The organism is Streptomyces sp. NPDC028419, assembly GCF_055565515.1.
Genome location: NZ_JBVHUE010000003.1, coordinates 68,205 through 87,809 on the forward strand (window position 1 = coordinate 68,205; position 19,605 = coordinate 87,809).

General features: G+C 73.5%; 14 protein-coding genes and 1 riboswitch. Of the genes, 4 read left to right on the forward strand and 10 right to left on the reverse strand.

Annotated features, from left to right (window positions below; all coding sequences use genetic code 11):
• Positions 1-111: 111 nt before the first annotated feature.
• From ACZ4UB_RS04750 to ACZ4UB_RS04760, 3 genes are all read right to left on the reverse strand, one after another.
• Entirely contained in the window at positions 112-1,230 is a 1,119-nt protein-coding gene (locus tag ACZ4UB_RS04750) for a calcium:cation antiporter (RefSeq protein WP_354381000.1), read from the reverse strand.
• 119 nt (positions 1,231-1,349) lie between these two features.
• Positions 1,350-2,924: an acyl-CoA synthetase gene (locus ACZ4UB_RS04755; RefSeq protein ID WP_468068246.1), complete on the reverse strand. Its 1,575-nt coding sequence runs from the start codon at positions 2,922-2,924 to the stop codon at positions 1,350-1,352.
• On the reverse strand, positions 2,921-4,057 hold the full coding sequence (locus ACZ4UB_RS04760) for a nitronate monooxygenase (protein WP_354381002.1): 1,137 nt from the start codon (positions 4,055-4,057) through the stop codon (positions 2,921-2,923). Before ACZ4UB_RS04760 ends, ACZ4UB_RS04755 begins: the two co-directional genes overlap by 4 nt.
• A gap of 147 nt (positions 4,058-4,204) precedes the next feature.
• On the opposite strand from ACZ4UB_RS04760, the gene ACZ4UB_RS04765 reads away from it, so the two are divergent.
• The gene (locus ACZ4UB_RS04765; RefSeq protein ID WP_468068247.1) at positions 4,205-6,205 is read left to right on the forward strand and encodes a serine hydrolase domain-containing protein; all 2,001 of its coding nucleotides are present in this window, start codon (positions 4,205-4,207) and stop codon (positions 6,203-6,205) included.
• 50 nt (positions 6,206-6,255) lie between these two features.
• Here the strand turns inward: ACZ4UB_RS04765 and ACZ4UB_RS04770 are convergent, their stop codons facing one another.
• Complete coding sequence (locus tag ACZ4UB_RS04770) at positions 6,256-7,029, reverse strand: LppU/SCO3897 family protein (RefSeq protein ID WP_468068248.1); 774 nt, start codon at positions 7,027-7,029, stop codon at positions 6,256-6,258.
• Positions 7,030-7,213: 184 nt separating this feature from the next.
• Between ACZ4UB_RS04770 and ACZ4UB_RS04775 the strand changes: the two genes are divergently transcribed.
• Positions 7,214-7,660, forward strand: coding sequence for a nitroreductase family deazaflavin-dependent oxidoreductase (locus ACZ4UB_RS04775; RefSeq protein ID WP_468068249.1), 447 nt, complete (start codon positions 7,214-7,216; stop codon positions 7,658-7,660).
• 28 nt (positions 7,661-7,688) lie between these two features.
• Here ACZ4UB_RS04775 and ACZ4UB_RS04780 read toward each other — a convergent pair whose 3' ends face one another.
• The 4 genes from ACZ4UB_RS04780 to metE all read right to left on the reverse strand — a co-directional run bounded on the left by ACZ4UB_RS04780 (position 7,689) and on the right by metE (position 14,963).
• Positions 7,689-9,272, reverse strand: a complete 1,584-nt coding sequence (locus ACZ4UB_RS04780) for a phytoene desaturase family protein (protein WP_468068250.1) — start codon at positions 9,270-9,272, stop codon at positions 7,689-7,691.
• Positions 9,269-11,506: a serine/threonine-protein kinase gene (locus ACZ4UB_RS04785; RefSeq protein WP_468068251.1), complete on the reverse strand. Its 2,238-nt coding sequence runs from the start codon at positions 11,504-11,506 to the stop codon at positions 9,269-9,271. Before ACZ4UB_RS04785 ends, ACZ4UB_RS04780 begins: the two co-directional genes overlap by 4 nt.
• Positions 11,488-12,513, reverse strand: coding sequence for an oxygenase MpaB family protein (locus ACZ4UB_RS04790; protein ID WP_468068252.1), 1,026 nt, complete (start codon positions 12,511-12,513; stop codon positions 11,488-11,490). Before ACZ4UB_RS04790 ends, ACZ4UB_RS04785 begins: the two co-directional genes overlap by 19 nt.
• A gap of 101 nt (positions 12,514-12,614) precedes the next feature.
• The gene (gene metE / locus ACZ4UB_RS04795) at positions 12,615-14,963 is read right to left on the reverse strand and encodes a 5-methyltetrahydropteroyltriglutamate--homocysteine S-methyltransferase (RefSeq protein WP_468068253.1); all 2,349 of its coding nucleotides are present in this window, start codon (positions 14,961-14,963) and stop codon (positions 12,615-12,617) included.
• 195 nt (positions 14,964-15,158) lie between these two features.
• Positions 15,159-15,384: riboswitch (cobalamin riboswitch) on the reverse strand.
• A gap of 214 nt (positions 15,385-15,598) precedes the next feature.
• On the opposite strand from metE, the gene ACZ4UB_RS04800 reads away from it, so the two are divergent.
• Entirely contained in the window at positions 15,599-16,294 is a 696-nt protein-coding gene (locus tag ACZ4UB_RS04800; RefSeq protein ID WP_468068254.1) for a hypothetical protein, read from the forward strand.
• 32 nt (positions 16,295-16,326) lie between these two features.
• On the opposite strand, the gene ACZ4UB_RS04805 is transcribed toward ACZ4UB_RS04800, so the two are convergent.
• On the reverse strand, positions 16,327-17,109 hold the full coding sequence (locus ACZ4UB_RS04805; RefSeq protein ID WP_468068256.1) for an aminotransferase class IV family protein: 783 nt from the start codon (positions 17,107-17,109) through the stop codon (positions 16,327-16,329).
• Between the two features lie 56 nt (positions 17,110-17,165).
• Complete coding sequence (locus ACZ4UB_RS04810) at positions 17,166-18,842, reverse strand: carbohydrate binding domain-containing protein (RefSeq protein ID WP_468068258.1); 1,677 nt, start codon at positions 18,840-18,842, stop codon at positions 17,166-17,168.
• A gap of 481 nt (positions 18,843-19,323) precedes the next feature.
• On the opposite strand from ACZ4UB_RS04810, the gene ACZ4UB_RS04815 reads away from it, so the two are divergent.
• Positions 19,324-19,584 carry an acyl carrier protein gene (locus ACZ4UB_RS04815; protein WP_468068584.1) on the forward strand — a complete coding sequence of 87 codons (261 nt, stop codon included), beginning with the start codon at positions 19,324-19,326 and terminating at the stop codon, positions 19,582-19,584.
• Positions 19,585-19,605 lie beyond the last annotated feature (21 nt).

The window sequence follows — 19,605 nt, forward strand, 5'->3', positions numbered from 1 at the left end:
CCCCTCCCTCTCTCCCTGCCCTGTGGCTGCCTCCACGTGCTCTCTGCCTCTCCCCTCCCCCCCCCCCCCCCCCCCCCCCCCCCCCCCCCCCCCCCCCCCCCGGGGCGCGGGTCAGGGACTGACCGCGAGGAAGAGGTAGGAGGCCAGCAGGACCAGGTGCACCCCGCCCTGGAGCAGGGTCGCGCGGCCCGGGACGATGGTCAGGGCGCTGACCACGACGGTGAGGGCGAGCAGCACCATGTGGATCGGGCCGAGTCCCAGCAGCAGCGGTCCGGTGAGCCAGACCGAGGCCAGGGCGATGGACGGGATGGTCAGGCCGATGCTCGCGATGGCGGAGCCGTAGGCGAGGTTGAGGCTGGTCTGGACGCGGTCGCGGCGGGCCGCGCGGACGGCGGCGAGGGTTTCGGGCGCGAGCACGAGCAGGGCGATGATCACACCGACGACGGCGTGGGGCAGGCCCGCGCTCGCGACCCCCGACTCGATGGTGGGCGAGACGGCCTTGGCGTTGCCGACGACGGCGACGAGGGCGACCAGCAGCAGGCCGAGGCTGATCATCGCGGCCCGGGCGGTCGGCGGCTCCGCGTGCTCCTCCTCTTCCCCGGCCGCCTCGCGGCGCTTCTTCGCGGCGGTGTCCACGGGCAGGAAGTAGTCGCGGTGACGGACCGTCTGGACCGCGATGAAGAGTCCGTAGAGGGCCAGTGAGGCGACGGCGGCGAAGGCGAGCTGCGCGGTGGAGAACTCGGGGCCCGGCTTGCTCGTGGTGAAGGTCGGGATGACCAGGCTGAGGACGGCGAGGGTGGCGACGGTGGCGAGCGCCGCGCCGGAGCCCTCGGCGTTGAAGACGGCGACCCGGTTGCGCAGGGCGCCGACCAGCAGCGACAGGCCGACGATGCCGTTGCAGGTGATCATGACCGCGGCGAAGACGGTGTCGCGCGCGAGGGAGGACGTCCCCTCCCCGCCGTCGGCCATCAGCGTGACGATGAGGGCCACTTCGATGACCGTGACCGCGACGGCCAGGACGAGGGAGCCGAAGGGCTCGCCGACGCGGTGGGCGACCACCTCGGCGTGGTGGACGGCGGCCAGGACCGCGCCCCCGAGGCACAGGGCGACGAGCGCCACCGCGAACGAGGGCAGGTCGCGCCCCCAGCTGAGGGCGAGCGCGACGAGCGCCACCACGGGGACCACCAGGGTCCAGTCGGTCAGGGGGGACGTGCGGGTTGCCGTACTCATACGGCCACGCTGCCAGAACTGTCGCCGTGGTGCGGCGCAAGGCGCGCCGCCGGGGCCCTGACGTGGAACATCTCACAAAATGTCAGGGCCTTTCGGGCAACTTGCCCGCGCGCCGCCCGTCACACGGCGCGCTCGTGCCCCTCCCAGTAGGGATCGCGCAGCCGCCGCTTGTAGAGCTTGCCGTTGGGGTCGCGGGGCATGGTCTCGATGAAGTCCACGGTCCTGGGCCGTTTGAAGCCGGCCAACTGCTGCTCGCAGTGCGCCAGGATGTCGGCGGCCAGCGCCTCGCCCGGCTCGTGTCCCTCCGCGGCTTCGATGACCGCCTTGACCTCCTCGCCCCAGTCCCCGTTCGGGATGCCGAAGGCGGCGGCGTCGGCGACGGCCGGGTGGGTGAGCAGGGCGGACTCGATCTCGGCCGGGTAGATGTTGACCCCGCCCGAGATGATCATGTCGATCTTGCGGTCGCGGAGGAAGAGGTAGCCCTCCTCGTCCATCAGGCCGAGGTCGCCGACGGTGAAGAAGTCCCCGATCCGGTTCTTCCGCGTCTTGCCCTCGTCCTTGTGGTAGCTGAAGCCGCCGGTGCTCATCTTCATGTAGACGGTGCCGAGTTCGCCGGGGGGCAGCCGGTTGCCGTCGTCGTCGAAGACGGCCAGTTCGCTGATGGGCCAGGCCTTGCCGACCGTGCCGGGCTTCTTCAGCCAGTCCTCCGCGGTGGCGAAGGCGCCGCCGCCCTCGCTGGCCGCGTAGTACTCCTCCACGCAGCTCCCCCACCACTCGATCATCGCCCGCTTGACGTGGTCGGGGCAGGGCGCGGCGCCGTGGATGGCGTGGCGCATCGAGGTGACGTCGTAGCCGTCCTTGACCTCCTGCGGGAGCGCGAGCAGGCGGTGGAACTGGGTGGGCACCATGTGGGTGTGCGTGGCGCCGTGCGCGTCGATCAGCCGCAGCATCTCGGCGGGCGTCCACTTGTCCATGAGCACCAGCGGGTGGCCGATGTGCAGGGAGGCGCCCGCGAATTGGAGCACGGCCGTGTGGTAGAGCGGCGAGCAGACCAGGTGGACGTTGCCGTCGAAGGGGCGGATGCCGAAGATGCCGAGGAACCCGCCGAGGTAGGTCTCCTCCGGGAGCTTGCCGGGCAAGGGGCGGCGGATGCCGCGCGGGCGGCCGGTCGTGCCGGAGGTGTAGTTCATGACCCAGCCGAGGGTCCGGTCGGCGGGCGGCGCGTCGCTCTGCCCGTCGAGGAGTTCGGCGTACGGGCGGAAGCCCTCAACGGCTCCGACGGCGTAGCGGTGGCTCGCGGGCAGCCCCGCCTCGTCGGCCGCGTCGGTGGCGGCCGCGGCGAAGCGCTCGTGGGCGATGAGCACCTTGGCGCCGGAGTCGGAGACGATCCAGGCGATCTCGGGGCCGACCAGGTGGTGGTTGACCGGAACGAGGTAGAGGCCGGCCTGGGAGGCGGCGAGGTAGGCGGTGAAGAACTCGACCCCGTTGGGCAGGACCACGGCGAAGACGTCACCGCGCTCCAGACCGGCCGCGCGCAGGCCGTGGACCAGCCGGTTGACGTCGGCGTGCAGGCGCGCGGCCGTCCACTCCTCGCCCTCGGGGGTGACGAGCACGACGCGGTCGGGTTCGGCGCTCGCCTGGGCCCAGAAGCCGTTGGGGCCCTGGGCGGCGGGGGTGCTGGGGGGCGGGGTCATGACGGGAGCTCCTCCTTGCCGGCCGGCCCGGACCGGCCCGCGATGCGGGTGATGCGGTCGATGGCGCGTTCGAAGCCCCGGGTGAGGTCGTCGAAGACGGCCTGGACGCTGCGCTCGCTGTTCATCCGGCCGACGATCTGGCCGACGGGGGTGCCCAGCAGCGGCTGGACCTCGTACTTCTGGATGCGGGAGACGGCTTCGGCGACGAGCAGGCCCTGGAGCGGCATGGGGAGCGCGCCGGGACCGGCCGGGTCGTCCCAGGCGTCGGTCCACTCGGTGCGCAGTTGGCGGGCGGGTTTGCCGGTCAGGGCGCGGGAGCGGACGGTGTCGCCGGAGCCGGCGGCGAGCAGCTTCTCGGTGAGCGCGCGGGAGTGCAGGTCCGCCTCGGTGGTGGTGAGCCAGAGCGAACCGAGCCAGGCCCCCTGCGCGCCGAGGGCGAGTCCGGCGGCGATCTGTTCGCCGCTGCCGATGCCGCCCGCGGCGAGGACCGGGAGCGGGGCGACGGCCTCGACGATCTCGGGCACGAGGACCATGGTGGCGATGTCGCCGGTGTGGCCGCCGGCCTCGTAGCCCTGGGCGACGACGATGTCGATGCCCGCCTCGGCGTGGCGGCGGGCGTGCGTGGCGGTCCCGGCGAGGGCGGCGACGAGGACCCCGTGGTCGTGGGCGCGCCGGATGACGTCGGCGGGCGGGGAACCGAGGGCGTTGGCGAGGAGCTTGATCGGATACGCGAAGGCCACGTCGAGCTGTCGGCGGGCGACCTCTTCCATCCAGCCGGTGATCCGCCAGCCGGAGGCCTCGCCCTCGGCCAGTTCGGGGACCTGGTGCTTGGCGAGGGTCTCGCGGACGAACTCCCGGTGCCCGGCGGGGATCATCGCCTCGATGTCGGCCTCGGAGATCCCGTCCACGGCCTTCTTGGCGGGCATGACGACGTCGAGCCCGTAGGGCTTGCCGTCGGTGTGTTCCTGCATCCAGTCGAGGTCGCGCGCCAGCTCGTCGGGCGCGGTGTAGCGGACCGCGCCGAGGACGCCGAAGCCGCCCGCGCGGGTGATGGCAGCGGCGACCGCCGGGAAGGGCGTGAAGCCGAAGATGGCGTGTTCGACTCCGAGTTTCTTGCTCAGCTCCGTCTCCATGGGCGGCAGGATGCCGCAGGGCGCGGCGCGAGGGAAGAGATTTTCTGATGCTGTGTCAGATTCTTTGCGGGCCGGTCGTGACGGGGTCGGTGGGGTGCGCGGGCAGATACTGGGTGGCGCGCAGGACAGCGGACAGGAGGGCCGGTCATGAGCCAGGGCACGGGGGTCGTCGGGGGCGGGACGGACGGCGGCGGGGAGGACGGGCCGGGCGGCGGACGGGCCGCGGCGGTCCGCAGCTCCGCGGCCGTCCCGAAGCCCGCGCGGGGGGCGAAGTCCGCGGCGGCGGAAGGGAGTCGGCGCGGCGGCCCGGCCGACGGGCTGACCCGCAGGCGGCTCGGGGCGCGCCTGCTCGCGCTGGGCGGGGTGCTGCTCGTGCACGCGGCGCTGCCCGCGGGCCCCGCCGGGGCGGCCGGTCGGGGCGCCCGGGGTGCGGACGGAGCGGGGGTGGACTCCGGCGCCGGCGGGAACCCGGTCGAGCGGCGCGCCCTGCAAGGGCTGCGCCTGCGGTACGGGTCCGCCCGCCAGGCGGGACTGCTGGAGCGGCACCTGGAGGCGACGGCGCAGGAGGCCGCGCGCTTCCTCGGCCCCTCCCCCGAACACCCCTACTACGCGGGGGCCGTGGTGCTCGCGGGGCGCGGTCGGACCGTGGCCCTGCACCGGGCGATGGGCGACGCGGTCCGGTACGCCGACTACGACGGCCGGACCGACCGGGCCCTGGAGTTCCCCGCCGCGGAACGGATCGCGATGAGCGAGGACACGGTCTTCGACCTGGCCTCGCTGAGCAAGCTGTTCACCTCGGTGCTGGCCGTGCAGCAGATGGAGCGGGGACGGCTGGAGCTCGAAGCTCCCGCGGCGCGCTACCTGCCCGAGTTCACCGGCGGCGGCAAGGAGGCGATCACGGTCCGCCAGCTGCTGACCCACACGTCGGGGCTGCGGTCATGGGCGCCGTTCTACCAGGAACCCACGCGGGCGGGGCAGCTGAGGCTGCTGTGGTCGGTGCAGCCTCAGGACACACCCGGAACCGTGTACCGGTACTCGGACCTGAACCTGATCGCGCTGCAACTGCTCCTGGAACGGATCACCAGTCGCACCCTGGACGTCCTGCTCCGCGACGAGATCACCATTCCGCTCGGGATGCACCGCACGCGGTTCAACCCCCCGCTCTCGTGGCGCCGGGTGACCGCCGCCACCGAGGTCCAGCGCCCGCCCTGGTCGGGGCTGGACCGGGGGCTGGTGTGGGGCGAGGTGCACGACGAGAACGCCCACGCGCTCGGCGGGGTGGCCGGGCACGCGGGGGTCTTCGGCACCGCCTGGGACCTGGCCGTCCTCGCCCGCACCCTGCTCGACGGCGGCGCGTACGCCGGCAAGCGGATCCTGCGCCCCGCCTCCGTCGAGCTGCTCTTCACCGACTTCAACACCGCCTTCCCCGGCGACGACCACGGCCTCGGCTTCGAGCTCTACCAGCACTGGTACATGGGCGCGATGGCCACGCCGCACTCCGCCGGGCACACCGGGTTCACCGGCACCTCGCTGGTCCTGGACCCCTCCACGGACTCGTTCCTGATCCTGCTGGGCAACTCGGTGCACCCGGTGCGGACCTGGCGGGCGGGCAGCGCGCCCCGGGTGGCGGTCGGCAACGCCTTCGCCCGGGCGGTCCCCGTCCGCACCCGGCACGGCGGCCCCGCGTGGTTCTCCGGGATCACCCCCGCCGCCTCGGGCACGCTCGTCCTGCCCCCGCTCGCGCCCGCCACGACGCGGGCGCGGCTGCGGTGCTCGGTGTGGTGGGACACCGTGCCCGGCGACGGCGGCTTCTTCGTCGAGGCGGCGCCCGGCCCGGACGGCCCCTGGCAGCCGGTGCCGTTCAGCACGGTGCGCGCCACGGGAGGCAGCCCCGAGCAGTGGCCGCGCGGCACGGTCACGGGCTGGTCGGGCCGCATCTGGCACCGCCTGGAGGCTTCCCTCGCCGACTGGGCCGGTCGGCAGGTCCACCTGCGCCTGCGCCACGAGGCCACCGGGCGCTACGTCGGGCGCGGGGTGTACGTCGACGTCATCCGCGTGTCCGAGGGCGCGCGCCCGCTCTTCGCCGAGGACCGCCCGGACGACGCGTCCCGGATCGTGGCCACGGGCTGGACCCGCTCCTCGGACTGACGCACTGGAGACGGGGGGCCGAGCGGCGGGCGGGCCGTGCGGCTCCCCGCTCAGCGCGCGTAGGAACCGATGCCGACGAGGCAGTAGACGTACTGGTTGAGGGTGATCGCGCCGCGGGAGTAGGTGTAGGAGAAGCCGTACTCGGTCTTGGGGTTGGCCTTGCAGCGGTTCATGTCGGAGGTGCCCGGGAAGCTCTCGATCACCTTGTAGTGGGCGTCCGACGCCGAGCAGGGCACCTCGCGCACGTCGTCCACGCGCTGCGCGGTCGTCGAGTCCGGGAGCTTGCCGTTGAGGCAGGTGCCCCGGTCGAAGGGGGTCGGGGCCGCCTCGGGGGTCGGGAAGACGGGGGCGGGCGCGGTGCCCACCGGGGTGGCCACCGGCGGCGGGGCCGCGGTGGGCGACCAAGCCGTGTAGGAGGGCGCGGGCTCGGGGGCGTAGGTACCGGTGGGGGTGGAGGTGGGGGTGGAGGTCGCGGAGGACGACGCGGTGGCGTTTCCTTCGTCACCGCTGTCCGCCACCACCAACCCGATGACCACGGCGGCGATGATGCCGGTCAGCACCAGCCAGCCCCGCGCCCCCGAGCGGCGCGCCGGTGCGGGAACCCCGGGCCACGCGTCCGCGCCCGGACCCGGGACGGGGGACACCTTGATGCGCAGCAACACCTCGGTCTCGCCGAGCCGGGCCCGTACGAGGTCGCCGTCCCGGCTCGGCGGTATCCGGAGCCGGGCGTTGCCCAGGCCCCGGGGCGCGGGGATGATCACCCCGTGCACGGCCTGCTGCGGGGTGATCGTGATGGGGATCTCTTGCGACTCGTGCGAGGACACCGATGGCTCCCGGAAGTGTGGTGGTGCGGGCGTGCCCTGACGGACCCCCAGGAATTGTGCCCGGCGCGGGTCCGAGGACGCAGGCGTTCCGCCCGAAGGGCCGGGGCATAACGCCGCATCCTTGAATGTTATTGATCGTTGAGGGTTCAACACCGGCAACTCGACACCTGGAGGCGGACCGCAGATGACCGACATCGACTGGGACCACCCGACCGACCCCAAGCCCGGCTGGCAACTGGACCACGTCAAGCAGTACGTCGGGTCCGGTGGAACCGAGGGCCAGTTCTGGAACGGCACCCAGACCCTGCTCCTGACCACCCTCGGGCGCAAGAGCGGCAAGCCCGTGCGCACCCCGCTCATCTACGGCGAGAAGGACGGGCGGTACTTCATCGTCGCCTCCAAGGGCGGCGCCCCCGAGCACCCGCTCTGGTACCTGAACCTCTCCGAGCACCCCGAGGTCCGCATCCAGGTCGGACCCGAGGTCCTCCAGGGCAGGGCGCGCACCGCCGACCCCGCGGAGCGCGCCGAGGCGTGGCCCCTGATGGTCGGGCACTGGCCCGCCTACGACGAGTACCAGACCAAGACGGACCGCGAGATCCCGATCGTCGTCATCGAGCCCGTCGGCGCGTAACGGGCGGGCCGGGGTCAGCGGGCCGGGGTCAGCGGCCCAGGACCGCCATGGCCGCGTTGTGCCCCGGCACCCCGCTGACCCCGCCGCCGCGCACCGCGCCCGCCCCGCACAGGAGCACGTCGGGGTGCCGGGTCTCCACGCCCCACCGCCCGGCACCCGGCTCCGCGAAGGGCCAGGACAGGTCCCGGTGGAAGATGTGCCCGCCGGGCAGGCGCAGTTCGCGTTCCAGGTCGAGCGGGGTCTTCGCCTCGATGCAGGGGCGGCCGTCGGCGTCGACGGCCAGGCAGTCCGCGAGCGGTTCGGCCAGGTGCCCGTCCAACTGGGCCAGCGTCGCGGCGAGCAGGACCTCCCGGGCGCCGGCGTTGTCCTTCTCGAACAGCCGGGCCGGGGCGTGCAGTCCGAAGAGGGTGAGCGTCTGGTAGCCGCGCCCCGCCAGGTCCGCGCCGAGGATCGAGGCGTCGGTCAGCGAGTGGCAGTAGATCTCCGAGGGCGGTGCGGAGGGCAGTTCTCCGGCGGCCGCCTCCCGGTGGGCGCGCGCCAGTTGCTCGTAGCCCTCCGCGATGTGGAAGGTGCCGGCGAAGGCCTCGCGCGGGTCCACCGCGCGGTCGCGCAGCCGGGGCAGCCTGCGCAGCAGCATGTTGACCTTGAGCTGCGCGCCCTCGGGGGCGTCCGGCGCGGCCTCGCCGAGCAGCCGGGCCAGCTCCTGCGGGGAGGCGTTGACCAGCACCTTGCGCGCCCCGACCCGCCCTTCGCCGCGGTCGGTCCGGTAGGTGACCTCCACGGGCCCGCTCGGCTCGGTCCCGGAGCCGGGGTCGACGTCGATGCGCACCGCCTCGTGCCCGGTGACGATCCGCGCGCCGGCGGCGCGCGCGGCGTCCGCGAGCGCGTCGGTCAGCGCGCCCATGCCGCCGACCGGCACGTCCCAGTCGCCCGTGCCGCCGCCGATCACGTGGTAGAGGAAGCAGCGGTTCTGGGCGAGCGAGGGGTCGTGGGCGTCGGCGAAGGTGCCGATCAGGCCGTCCGTGAGCACCACGCCGCGCACCAGGTCGTCGGCGAACCGGTCCTCGACCGCGCGTCCCAGCGGTTCCTCGAACAGCATCCGCCAGGCGCTCTCGTCGTCGATCCGGTCGCGCAGCGCCGCCCGGGTCGGCAGCGGTTCGGTGAGGGTGGGGAAGACCTTGCGGGCGAGGCGGGCGGTCGTCGCGTAGAAGGCCCGCCAGTTCTCGTACTCCCGGTCCGAGCCGGTGAGTCGGGCGAAGGACTCCCTAGTCCGGTCCGCCCCGCCGCCCACGAGCAGTCCGCCCGGCCGGCCGGCGCGCTCGGTGGGGGTGTACGAGGACACCGTGCGCTTGCTGACGGCGAACTCCAGCCCCAGCTCCCGCACGATCTTGTCCGGCAGCAGCGACACCAGGTACGAGTAGCGCGACAGGCGGGCGTCGACCCCCGCGAAGGGGCGGGTGGAGACGGCGGCGCCACCGGTGTGGCCGAGCCGTTCCAGGACGAGGACCGATCGCCCCGCGCGCGCCAGGTAGGCGGCGGCCACCAGGCCGTTGTGCCCACCGCCCACGATCACCGCGTCGTACACGCCCTGGAACCGCTGCTCCTTGGTCATGGCTCTTGGTAGCACACCTGCCCGAGCCGCTCCAGGCAGTGGGCCTCGTCCGCGTGCGCCGCGACCGTGTCCGGGTGGTCGGCGCCGAGCACCCGTTCGCGGGCCCCGGCCACCTCCTGGTACACGGGCAGTGCCTCGTCCCAGCGGCCGAGCCGCCCCAGGCCCACCGCGACCTCGCGGCGGCTGGCCAGCGTGTCGGGGTGGTCGGGGCCGAGCGCGCGGGTCCGCAGCGCGGCCACCTGGCGGGCTTCGGCGACCGCCTCGGCCCAGCGCCCGAGCCGGCCGAGGTTGACGCCGACGACGTGGCGGGCGCGCAGGGTCTCGGGGTCGGCGGCGCCGTATCCGCGGGTGCGGTCGCGCGCGAGCGAGCGGAAGAGGTCCAGCGCCTCGGGGGTGCGGCCGAGCCTCCCGAGGCCGATGCCGACCTCGTAGCGGGCCGCGAGCGTGTCGGGGTGGTCGCGGCCCAGGGTCCGCTCGCGGGCCGCGGCGACCTCGCGGTAGGCGGCGAGGGCCTCTTGCCAGCGGCCGAGCTGTCCGAGGGCGTAGCCGACCTCGTAGCGGGTGAGCAGGGTGTCCGCGTGGTCCGGGCCGAGCACCCGGGCCCGGGCGGTGGCCACCTCCTCGGCGGTGCGGTGCGCGTCGGCGAGCCGGCCGAGCCGGCTCAGGCTGAAGGCCAGGTTGTGGCGGCAGCGCAGGGTGTCCGGGTGGTCCGCGCCGACGGTCCGCTCGCGGGCGGCGAGCACCGCGAGGTAGACCTCGTGCGCCTGCTGGTGGCGCCCGAGCTGGCCCAGGACGTACGCCGTCTCCTGGCGCGCGGCGAGGGTCTCGACGTGGTCGGGGCCGAGCGTGCGGGCCCGACCCTCGGCGACCTCGGTGTGCGCGGCCAGGGCGTCGGCCGGGCGCCCGGCCCGGCTGAGGGCGAAGGCGTGCGCGGAGAGGGCCGCGAGGGTCTCGGGGTGGTCGGGCCCCAAGGGGCGGGGGCTCGGCCGGCCGTAGGCGGCCGTCAGCCGCGGGTCCTCGGCCGCGGGCGGACGGGCGGCGCCCCGCGCGGCGGTGCCCCGGCCGGCGGCTCCGGCTCCCGCTCCGGCCTCGTGGGCGGGTTCGCCGGCCGGTTCGCGGGCGGGGTCCGCGGCGGCCGGCGCGGGCTCCGGCTGCGGGACGGGCACCGGGAGCGGCTGGGGGGCCGACTCGCGGGTCGAGAGCGCCTCGGAGGGCCCCCGGACGGGCGCGGCGGGGCGCGGCGCCGTCCACGAGCCGGTCAGCACCGCCCACGCGCCGCTCGCCGGGCGGGCGTCCAGGCCCGCCTTGCGGCCGGCGGTCATGCCGCGCGCCCACGCGGGCAGCGCGTCGGCCGCCACGGGCACGGCGGCGCTGCCGCGGCGGCCCTCGACGAGCCGCCGGTGCAGCCCGCGGGCGTCGGCGGGCCGGTCCTCGGGGCGCTTGGCCAGCAGGTCCAGGACCACCTGCTCGAAGTGGGCGGGCAGCTCCGGGCGGTGGTGGCGCGGGGGCACGGGAGCGGTGTCCCGGTGTCCGACCAGGACGGACCAGGAATCGCCGAGGTCGAAGGGCGGGGCGCCGGTGGCGATCTCGTACAGGACGCAGCCGAGGGAGTAGAGGTCGCTGCGGTGGTCGACCTCGCCGCCGGCGATCTGCTCGGGCGACATGTAGTGCGGCGTGCCCATGGCCATGCCGCCGCCGGTGAGCTTGGCGGTGAAGCCGATGTCGGCGGCGAGCCGGGCGATGCCGAAGTCGCAGATCTTCACGGTGCCGTCGGTGAGCCGCATGATGTTGGCGGGCTTGAGGTCGCGGTGGACGACGCCCTGGTCGTGGGTGTAGCCGAGGGCGGCGGCGAGCTGTTCCGCGATGTCGACGACGTCGTCGACGGCCAGCGGGCGGGCGTCGTTCTCCTCCAGGAGCTGGCTGAGATTGCTCCCTTCGAGCAGCTCCATGACGAGGTAGAGGGGCCCGCCGGTGGCGCTGTCGTCCCCGAAGTCGTGGACGACGGTGACGCCCCGGTGCTGGAGCGAGGCGGCGACGCGCGCCTCGCGCCGGAAGCGCTCGCGCAGCACCTGCGTGAAGTGGGCGTCCTGCTCCGCGCCGAGCGGTTTGAGGCACTTTACTGCGACATGTCGCCCCAGCGACTCGTCGCGAGCGCGCCACACCTCGCCCATGCCACCGCGACCGATCAGATCGAGCGATCTGTATCGGCCCTGGATCAGTCTGGACTCAGCCATGTCCTACTGCCGCCCCCGTTGTCGTGCGCCACCCTCCCCGGCCGGTCCAGTATGGCCGCTGAAGTGCGCAGTGCGTGCGTCGAGGGGCGACTCCCGGGGCCCATGCGGCGCATCGCTCTCAAGATGTGACCTGGCGGCAGCTGCCAGCGCAGACCTGCGGGAATGCTGCGCAACACGAGGCCGGTGAGGCGCAAGCGCCGGGTGACGCCGCGCGGGGCTCGGGCGGGGCGCCCGTACAGCTGGTGCGCGTACGCCGGGAGGGATCCGTAGGCGAGTTCGGCGAGCGGCCGCCACAGCAGGTTTCGGCCAGGCACGAGGAGCGGGTGGACGGGCGGGCTGCGCAGGAAGTCGTCGACGGCGCGGGCGTCGGCCCCGGCCGCGAGGCGGGGGCGGACCTCGTCGAAGTACGCGGCCAGATCCGCGGTGGTGGCCGGCACCGCGGCGGGATCGAGACCGACGAGGCGGGCATTGGTGCGGTTCTCGTCGACGTACCGGTCGGCCTGCGCGGCGGTGAGGGGGACGCCGGAGCGGCGCAGTGTGTGCAGGAAGGAATCGATCTGCGCGCAGTGCACCCACAGCAGGAGTTCGGGATCGTCGACGGGGAAGCGGTCGCCGGTGGCGGGGTCGATCGCGGACAGCATCCGGTGGATCTTGCGGACCCGCGCTCCGGCCGCCTCGGCGGCCTCGGTGGTGCCGTAGGTGATCGTGCCGACGAAGTCGGCGGTGCGCAGCAGCCGCCCCCAGGCGTCCTGGCGGAAGTCGGAGTTGGCCATGACGCCCCGGACGGCCCGCGGGTGGAGGGCCTGGAGGTACAGGGCCCGGACCCCGGCGATCCACATGATCGGGTCGCCGTGGCACTGCCAGGTCACGGATCCGGGCCCGTACAGCCCAGGGTCGGCTCCCGCGCGGCCCGTTCGGGGCCCGTCCGGCCGGGCGCGGCGGTCCCCGTCGCGCTTCCCGTCACCGTCTCCGTGCACGTGCTCCCGCCCGTACGGCGCTGCGCCCATCGGTGGCCTCCCGTCGCCCGGGACCGAGCGTACCGACCGGGCGGTGCGTACGGCACCGGACGGGGACGGTCCGCTCGGACCGTCCCCGTCCGGCCGCGTGCTCAGCCCGTGGTCAGCCGCGCCCGCATCCGGTGCGCGGCTTCGACGAGGTGTTCCAGGGACGCCTTCGTCTCGGTCCAGCCGCGGGTCTTCAGCCCGCAGTCGGGATTGACCCACAGCCGCTCGGCCGGGATGGCCCCCAGTCCCTTGCGCAGCAGCGTCGCGGCCTCGTCGGCGGAGGGCACGCGCGGCGAGTGGATGTCCCAGACGCCGGGCCCGACCTCGCGCGGGTAGCCCGCGCCGGCGAGTTCGTCGGCGACCCGCATGTGCGAGCGGGCGGCCTCCAGGCTGATCACGTCGGCGTCGAGGTCCTCGATGGCCGCGACGATGTCGCCGAACTCGGCGTAGCACATGTGGGTGTGGATCTGGGTGTCCGGCCGGACGCCGCCGGTGCTGAGCCGGAAGGACTCGGTGGCCCAGGCCAGGTAGTCGGCGTGGTCGGCGGCGCGCAGCGGCAGGGTCTCGCGCAGGGCCGGCTCGTCGACCTGGATGACCGAGGTGCCCGCCGCCTCCAGGTCGTTCACCTCGTCGCGCAGGGCGAGCGCGACCTGGCGGGCCGTGTCGCCGAGGGGCTGGTCGTCCCGGACGAAGGACCAGGCGAGCATGGTGACCGGGCCGGTCAGCATGCCCTTGACCGGCTTCGCCGTCTGCGCCTGCGCGTACGAGGTCCAGCGCACGGTCATCGGATCGGGGCGGGAGATGTCCCCGGCCAGGACCGGCGGCCGGACGTAGCGGGTGCCGTAGGACTGGACCCAGCCGTGCTGGGTGGCCAGGTAGCCGGTCAACTGCTCGGCGAAGTACTGGACCATGTCGTTGCGTTCGGGTTCGCCGTGCACGAGGACGTCGAGGCCGGTCTTCTCCTGGAAGGCGATCACCTCGCGGATCTCGGCCTCGATGCGGCGCTCGTAGCCGGCCTCGTCGAGCCGTCCGGCGCGCAGGTCGGCGCGGGCGGTGCGCAGTTCGGTGGTCTGCGGGAAGGAGCCGATGGTCGTCGTGGGCAGCAGGGGCAGGCCGAGGTGGGCCCGCTGGGCCGCGGCCCGCCGCGCGTAGGGCTGGGAGCGGCGCCCGTCGGCGTCGGTGACGGCGGCGGTGCGGGCGCGCACGGCCGGGTCGTGGGTGATCGGCGAGTGCGCCCGGGAGGCGAGGTCGGCGCGGTTCGCGGCGAGTTCGGCGGCGATGGAGTCCGTGCCCTGTGCGAGGCCGCGGGCCAGGACGGTGATCTCGGTGGTCTTCTGCCGGGCGAAGGCCAGCCAGCGCCGCACCTGGGGGTCGACGTCGCGCTCGGCGGTGACGTCCAGCGGGACGTGCAGGAGGGAGCAGGAGGAGGAGACGTCGACGCTGCCCGCGAGACCGAGCAGGGTGCCGAGCGTGGCGAGGGAGGCCTCGTGGTCGTTGATCCAGACGTTGCGGCCGTTGACCACGCCCGCGACCAGGCGCTTGCCGGGCAGGCCGCCGACGGCGGCCAGGTCGGCGAGGTTGCCGGCGGCCCGGTCGGTGAAGTCGAGGGCGAGACCGTCGACGGGCGCCTTGGCCAGGACCGCCAGGGCCTCGCCGAGCCGGTCGAAGTACGAGGCGACGAGCAGTTTGGGGCGTTCGGCCAGCGCGCCCAGCTCGCGGTAGGTGCGGGCGGCCGCGCCCAACTCGGCCGGGGTGCGGTCCTGGACCAGGGCCGGCTCGTCGAGCTGGACCCACTCGGCGCCCGCCGCGCGCAGGTCGGCGAGCACCTCGGCGTAGACGGGCAGCAGCCGGTCGAGCAGGGTGATCGGCTGGAAGTCGTCGGGCACGCCCGGGGCGGGCTTGGCCAGCAGGAGGTAGGTGACCGGTCCGACCAGCACCGGGCGGGCGTTCAGCCCGAGCGCCAGGGCCTCCCCCAGCTCGGCGACCTGCCGGGCGGAGTCGGCGGTGAACTCGGTGTCGGGGCCCAGCTCCGGGACCAGGTAGTGGTAGTTGGTGTCGAACCACTTGGTCATCTCCAGCGGCGCCACGTCCTGGGTGCCGCGGGCCATGGCGAAGTAGCCGTCCAGGGCGTCCGCCGCGACGGCGGCGCGGTGGCGGGGCGGGACGGCGCCGACCATGACGCTGGTGTCGAGGACGTGGTCGTAGTACGAGAAGTCACCGGTGGGCACCTCGCCGATGCCCGCTTCGGCCAGCTGCTGCCAGTGGGTCCGGCGCAGGGTCGCGGCGGTCTCCCGGAGGGCGTCGGCGTCGACCCGGCCCTTCCAGTAGCCCTCGACGGCCTTCTTCAGTTCCCGGTTCTGCCCCTGCCGGGGGTAGCCGTGGACGGTGGCCCGTACGGCCGGGTCCGGTGCGGCCGCGGAGGTGGTGGAACGGGTGGTGTGCTGGGGTGTCACGGAACTCTCCTTCGCGAGTACGTCTCCATGAGTCCCGGTGACGGACGCGAGGCGCGAAGGGGTGGCGGAGCGGACGGCCCGTCGCACCGCCGTGCGCGAGGCACCGGCTGCGACCGTCCGTCGTTCCCCGGAGCGGGTCCGGGGCGCCCCCGACCGACCCGCCCACGAGGTCACCAGGAAATCCGCGCACGACCGTGCGTGCGCGGGCAACGGGCAGGTCTTCGGACTTGCGGGCGCGCCTGCCGGTCTCCCGGCGGGCTCCTAGTGGCCGTCGCTTCCCAGGACCGTGATCCGGTCCCAGTGCGTATGACGGCGGTCGTTCCCGCTCACCGCTGCGGGGCAGTCCCGGATTCCCACCGGGTTCCCTCTTACGACGCATCCCGCCTGGCGGACGGGGCGAACCAGCTGCTGGGGGTCAGCTTAGGTCGACGCGGCGCGGCGGGGCGGATGTTGACCACATCGCGGACGGTGAGATGAGACACTCCGCGGTCGACGCGCGGACGGCGGTCCCGCTGTCGGGAAGATCACAGGGCGCATGGCGGCTTCGGCGGGAGGGATCGGGCGCGCACGTCCAGAATGGGCCCGGTAGAGGGGGGATCCCCCGTGTCCACATAGGGGAGTTGACCATGCCCACCATGAAACCGAGCCGTGGCGTCCTGGCCGTCGCGGCGGTCGCGTCCGCCGCGGCCGTACTGGCCGGCTGCAGCAGCGAGCCGCCGGCCCTGAAGTTCGAGTCCGCCAAGCCCTCCGGTGCGAAGCTGGAGGCGCGTCCCCCCGCGGGGGGTTCGGTGCCGCTGGCGCAGTGGCCCAACGCGTGCGAGGTACTCGGCGACGAGGAGGTCCGCGCGATCCTGCCGCAGGCCAAGGACTTCCAGCGGACGCCGATCAAGGTGACCGTCATCAACTTCAACCCGCTCGCCACGTCGGATCCCGGCACCACGGGCGACGTACCGGCCGGCGGCTGCAAGACCGAGTTCGGGCTGCCGGCCAAGTACAAGGGCAAGCACAACAGCAGCGTCCGCATCGTCTTCAAGACCGTCGCCGATCCCGCGCTCGTGGCGAACGCCTACGCCGAGGACCGCGACGAGGAGGCGAAGCGGTCCGGCCAGGACACCAAGAAGTTCCGGGACCTGGGGAACTCCCTCGGTACGGCGGGCTGCTACACCCGGGGCACGACGACCACGATGATCTGCCACCAGGGCCCCTACCAGTTCGAAGTGAGCGGTTCCTCGACCGCGGACGGCGTCGGGAAGTACCCCGAGACCGAGGAGAACTGGCGCGAGAAGGTCCTGACCCAGGTGGTGCGCACCCTGGGCGCCCGCATGGCCTGACATCGACGGCCCGTGTCGCGGGACCGGCGGCCCTACGGCCTCTCGCCGGGAACGGACAGGTAGGCCTCGCGGAGCCGGTCCAGCACGGGGTGCTCGGCGAGCAGTGCGGTGTCGTCGATCGCGGCGATCGCCCGGACGCCGATGCTGGTGTTCGTCGCGAAGGCGGCCGCCATGCCCTTCGCCTCTTCCAGGGTCACGGGGGCGACCCGGTGTGCGGCGCGCTGCTGGAGCAGCGCCCTGGTGACTCCGGGCAGGACCGGAGCCTGCGGCCACACGACGCCGCCGTCGGCGTCGACGAATCCGACGTTCCAGGTGGCGCCTTCGCTGACGAGTCCGTCGCGTCCGACGAACAGGGCGTCGTCGAAGCCGGTGAGCTGGGCACCGCGCCGGGTGTGCAGGGCCCCGAAGAGGCCGACGTGCTTCACCTCGGGCAGCTCCCGCTCGTACGGCACGCTCTTGGCGCGCAGCGGAGCCGGCGCGCGCAACGCGCCGGCTCCGCGCACGGTGACCAGGACCCGCGGGTCCCCCGGCGCCGCGAGGTGCCCCATGTCGACCGCGGGGTCGTAGACGGTCACCCGGACGACGCAGGGCCGCGTCTGCCCGTGCAGCGCCTCCCGGACGTACGCGCGCACGCGCCCGGTGTCCAGGTCGGCGCCGCACACGACCTCGCAGTCCCTCGCGAGCCGCGCCATGTGCAGCTCCAGCCCGCGCACGGCGCCCTCGTCGACGCGCATGGACGTGAAGTGACCGACGTTGACCAGGGCCAGGGGCAGCAGGTCGTCGGTGGAAACGGGCTTTCCGTTGAGTGTCGCCATACCTCACAGGATGTCAGGACATCCATTGCCGACGATCAGCGGCGGGCGGCGGGCGGTCAGCGGTTCTGGAGGGATTTGACGTTGTCGCCGAAGCTCCAGCCCTTCGAACCGTCCCAGTTGATCGACCAGGTCATGAGCCCCTTCAGCGAACCGCCGAAGGCGTTCCACGACTGGCCGACCAGGCTCGGCGCCATGTAGCCGCCGCCGGCGCCGGGCTGGGCGGGCAGGCCGGGCACCTGCTTGTCGTAGGGCACCTTGATGGTGGTGCCCTGGATGGTCAGGCCGTTGTTGAGGCAGGTGGTCTGCGCGGTGAAGCCCTGGACGGTACCCGCCTGGTAGGAGTCGCCCGAGCAGCCGTACATGCTGCCGTTGTAGTACTGCATGTTGAGCCACCACAGGCGGCCGTTGTCGACGTACTTCTTGATGATCGGCAGGTACGAGCCCCAGATCGAGCCGTAGGTGACGCTGCCGCCGGTGACGTAGGCGGTTTCGGGGGCCATGGTGAGGCCGAAGCCGGCCGGCATCTGCGCGAGGACGCCGTCGATGATGCGGATCAGGTTGGACTGGGACGCGGACAGCGTGTTGATGTTGCCGCTCCCGGACAGGCCGGTCTCGATGTCGATGTCGATGCCGTCGAAGTTGTACTTCTTCAGGATCGGGACGACGGTCGCCACGAACTTGTCGGCGACGGTGCTGGAGCTCAGGTCGATGCCGGCGGCGGCGCCGCCGATCGACATCAGGAGCGTCGCCCCGGCCGCCTTGGCCTGGCACATCTCGGCGGGGGTGGAGACCTTGACGCCGGCGTCCATGCCGTCCTGCCAGAGCACGGTGCCGTCCGAGAGGATCACCGGGAAGGCGGCGTTGATGACGTTGTAGCCGTGCGCGGCGATCCGGCTGTCCGTGATGGGGACCCAGCCCATGCCGGGGTGGACCCCGTTGGAGGCGCCGTCCCAGTTCTCCCAGTAGCCCTGCAGGACCTTCCCCGACGGCTTGGGCTTGGTGGGACAGGTCTCACCCGGCGGCGGCGTGGTCGGCGGTGCGGTGGTGGGGGGCGCGGTGGTGGGCGGGGCGGTGGTCGGCGGTGCGGTCGTGGGGGGCGCGGTGGTCGGCGGGGCGGTGGTGGGGGCGGTGGCGGTCGGGGTGGGGTTGGGGCCGCCGGGGCCGGCGAGGGCCACGTCGTCCGCGTAGTAGGCGGGCTGCCCGTACCAGCCGTGCAGGTAGACGGTCACCGAGGTGGTGTTGGCCCCGGTGGCGAAGGTGACGCTGAGCTGGCCGTAGGACGGGCTGCTGGGTGTCCAGGTGGACGTGGTGCCGGTGATTCCGGTGCCGGTGGCGCCGAGGTAGACGTAGCTGCCCTGGACGAAGGCGCTCAGCGTGTACTGGGAGTTGGGCTGCACGCTGACGGTCTGGGTGCACTGGGCGTTGTCCGAGCCGGCGGGGGTCGCCTTGAGCGCGGAGGCACCGGAGTGGACCGGGCTGGCGACCGCCGCGCCGGAGCCGCCGGAACAGGTCCAGTCGGACAACCCGCTCTCGAAACCGGAGTTGGCGAGCAGGTTGGGGGTGGCGGCGCCGGCCGTGACGGATCCGGCCGCGGCCAGGCCGGCGGCGACGACGGCGATCGCGCTGACCCCGGCGAGGGTCCGCCTGGAGGCGGTGGTGCGGCGTAGGCCGGGGTCCGTCCGGGGGTGGGGGTCGGCGGACGGGCGTGAGGTGCGCGGCTTGCGACGGAACACGCGGTGCTCCCTTCCCGCCGGGCGACGTGGTCAGGGACCGGCGCGTGGGGGCGTGACGCCCGGCTCTGGGTGAGGTGGACATGTGGGGCTGTGCCGACCGGATCGTAGGAGGGCTGGAATCGGCCGTCAATAGGTCTGGACCAATCCCCCTCAGATCCGCTCCGGTCGCACCGCGATCGGTGCCACCCACCTCGGACCTCTCCCCCGGCCGCTCCCGCCGGACGCCCTTGAATTTCGACCGTGCGGGCGTGTCCGAAAACAGCGAGGTTTCGCCGCTCCTTCGGATATTCGACATCGGTCTCGGGCCGATTTCCATTGCCGTCCGACTTCCGCCCCGTAGCGGAGGCTCGGCCACCGGCTTGAGCGCGTTCGAGGTTCGGTCGAAGTCGATCTCCTCCCGGAAATCCGGCCTTGTCCCGCCCCGTGGCGTGGGCCAGAGTGAAGCCCGTGCCGCACAGGGGGTGAGGCACGGGAGGTGAACATGTCTCTGAGGACAGATCTCTACGCGGATATCACGGGATTCCTCGCGGCCAAGTGCGATGCCGACCCGGAGGAAATCTCCGCGGAATCCGATCTGTACAACGACATCGGCATCGACTCGCTCGACCTCATCGCCATGACGCAAAGCCTTCAGGGCGCGTACGGCATATCGATGGACGACGAGCGCATCGGTGGCATCCGCACCGTCGGCGACATCCTGGACCTCGCCGTCTCCAAGATCGAAATCAAAGCGACCGCGTAGAAAGCACGGCCTAGAAGCAAC

Coding starts and splice junctions, on each gene's coding strand:
- ACZ4UB_RS04750 (WP_354381000.1), bottom strand. CDS start 1,230: ATGAGTACGGCAACCCGCACGTCCCCCCTGACCGACTGGACCCTGGTG.
- ACZ4UB_RS04755 (WP_468068246.1), bottom strand. CDS start 2,924: ATGACCCCGCCCCCCAGCACCCCCGCCGCCCAGGGCCCCAACGGCTTC.
- ACZ4UB_RS04760 (WP_354381002.1), bottom strand. CDS start 4,057: ATGGAGACGGAGCTGAGCAAGAAACTCGGAGTCGAACACGCCATCTTC.
- ACZ4UB_RS04765 (WP_468068247.1), top strand. CDS start 4,205: ATGAGCCAGGGCACGGGGGTCGTCGGGGGCGGGACGGACGGCGGCGGG.
- ACZ4UB_RS04775 (WP_468068249.1), top strand. CDS start 7,214: ATGACCGACATCGACTGGGACCACCCGACCGACCCCAAGCCCGGCTGG.
- ACZ4UB_RS04780 (WP_468068250.1), bottom strand. CDS start 9,272: ATGACCAAGGAGCAGCGGTTCCAGGGCGTGTACGACGCGGTGATCGTG.
- ACZ4UB_RS04785 (WP_468068251.1), bottom strand. CDS start 11,506: ATGGCTGAGTCCAGACTGATCCAGGGCCGATACAGATCGCTCGATCTG.
- ACZ4UB_RS04790 (WP_468068252.1), bottom strand. CDS start 12,513: ATGGGCGCAGCGCCGTACGGGCGGGAGCACGTGCACGGAGACGGTGAC.
- ACZ4UB_RS04800 (WP_468068254.1), top strand. CDS start 15,599: ATGAAACCGAGCCGTGGCGTCCTGGCCGTCGCGGCGGTCGCGTCCGCC.
- ACZ4UB_RS04805 (WP_468068256.1), bottom strand. CDS start 17,109: ATGGCGACACTCAACGGAAAGCCCGTTTCCACCGACGACCTGCTGCCC.
- ACZ4UB_RS04815 (WP_468068584.1), top strand. CDS start 19,324: ATGTCTCTGAGGACAGATCTCTACGCGGATATCACGGGATTCCTCGCG.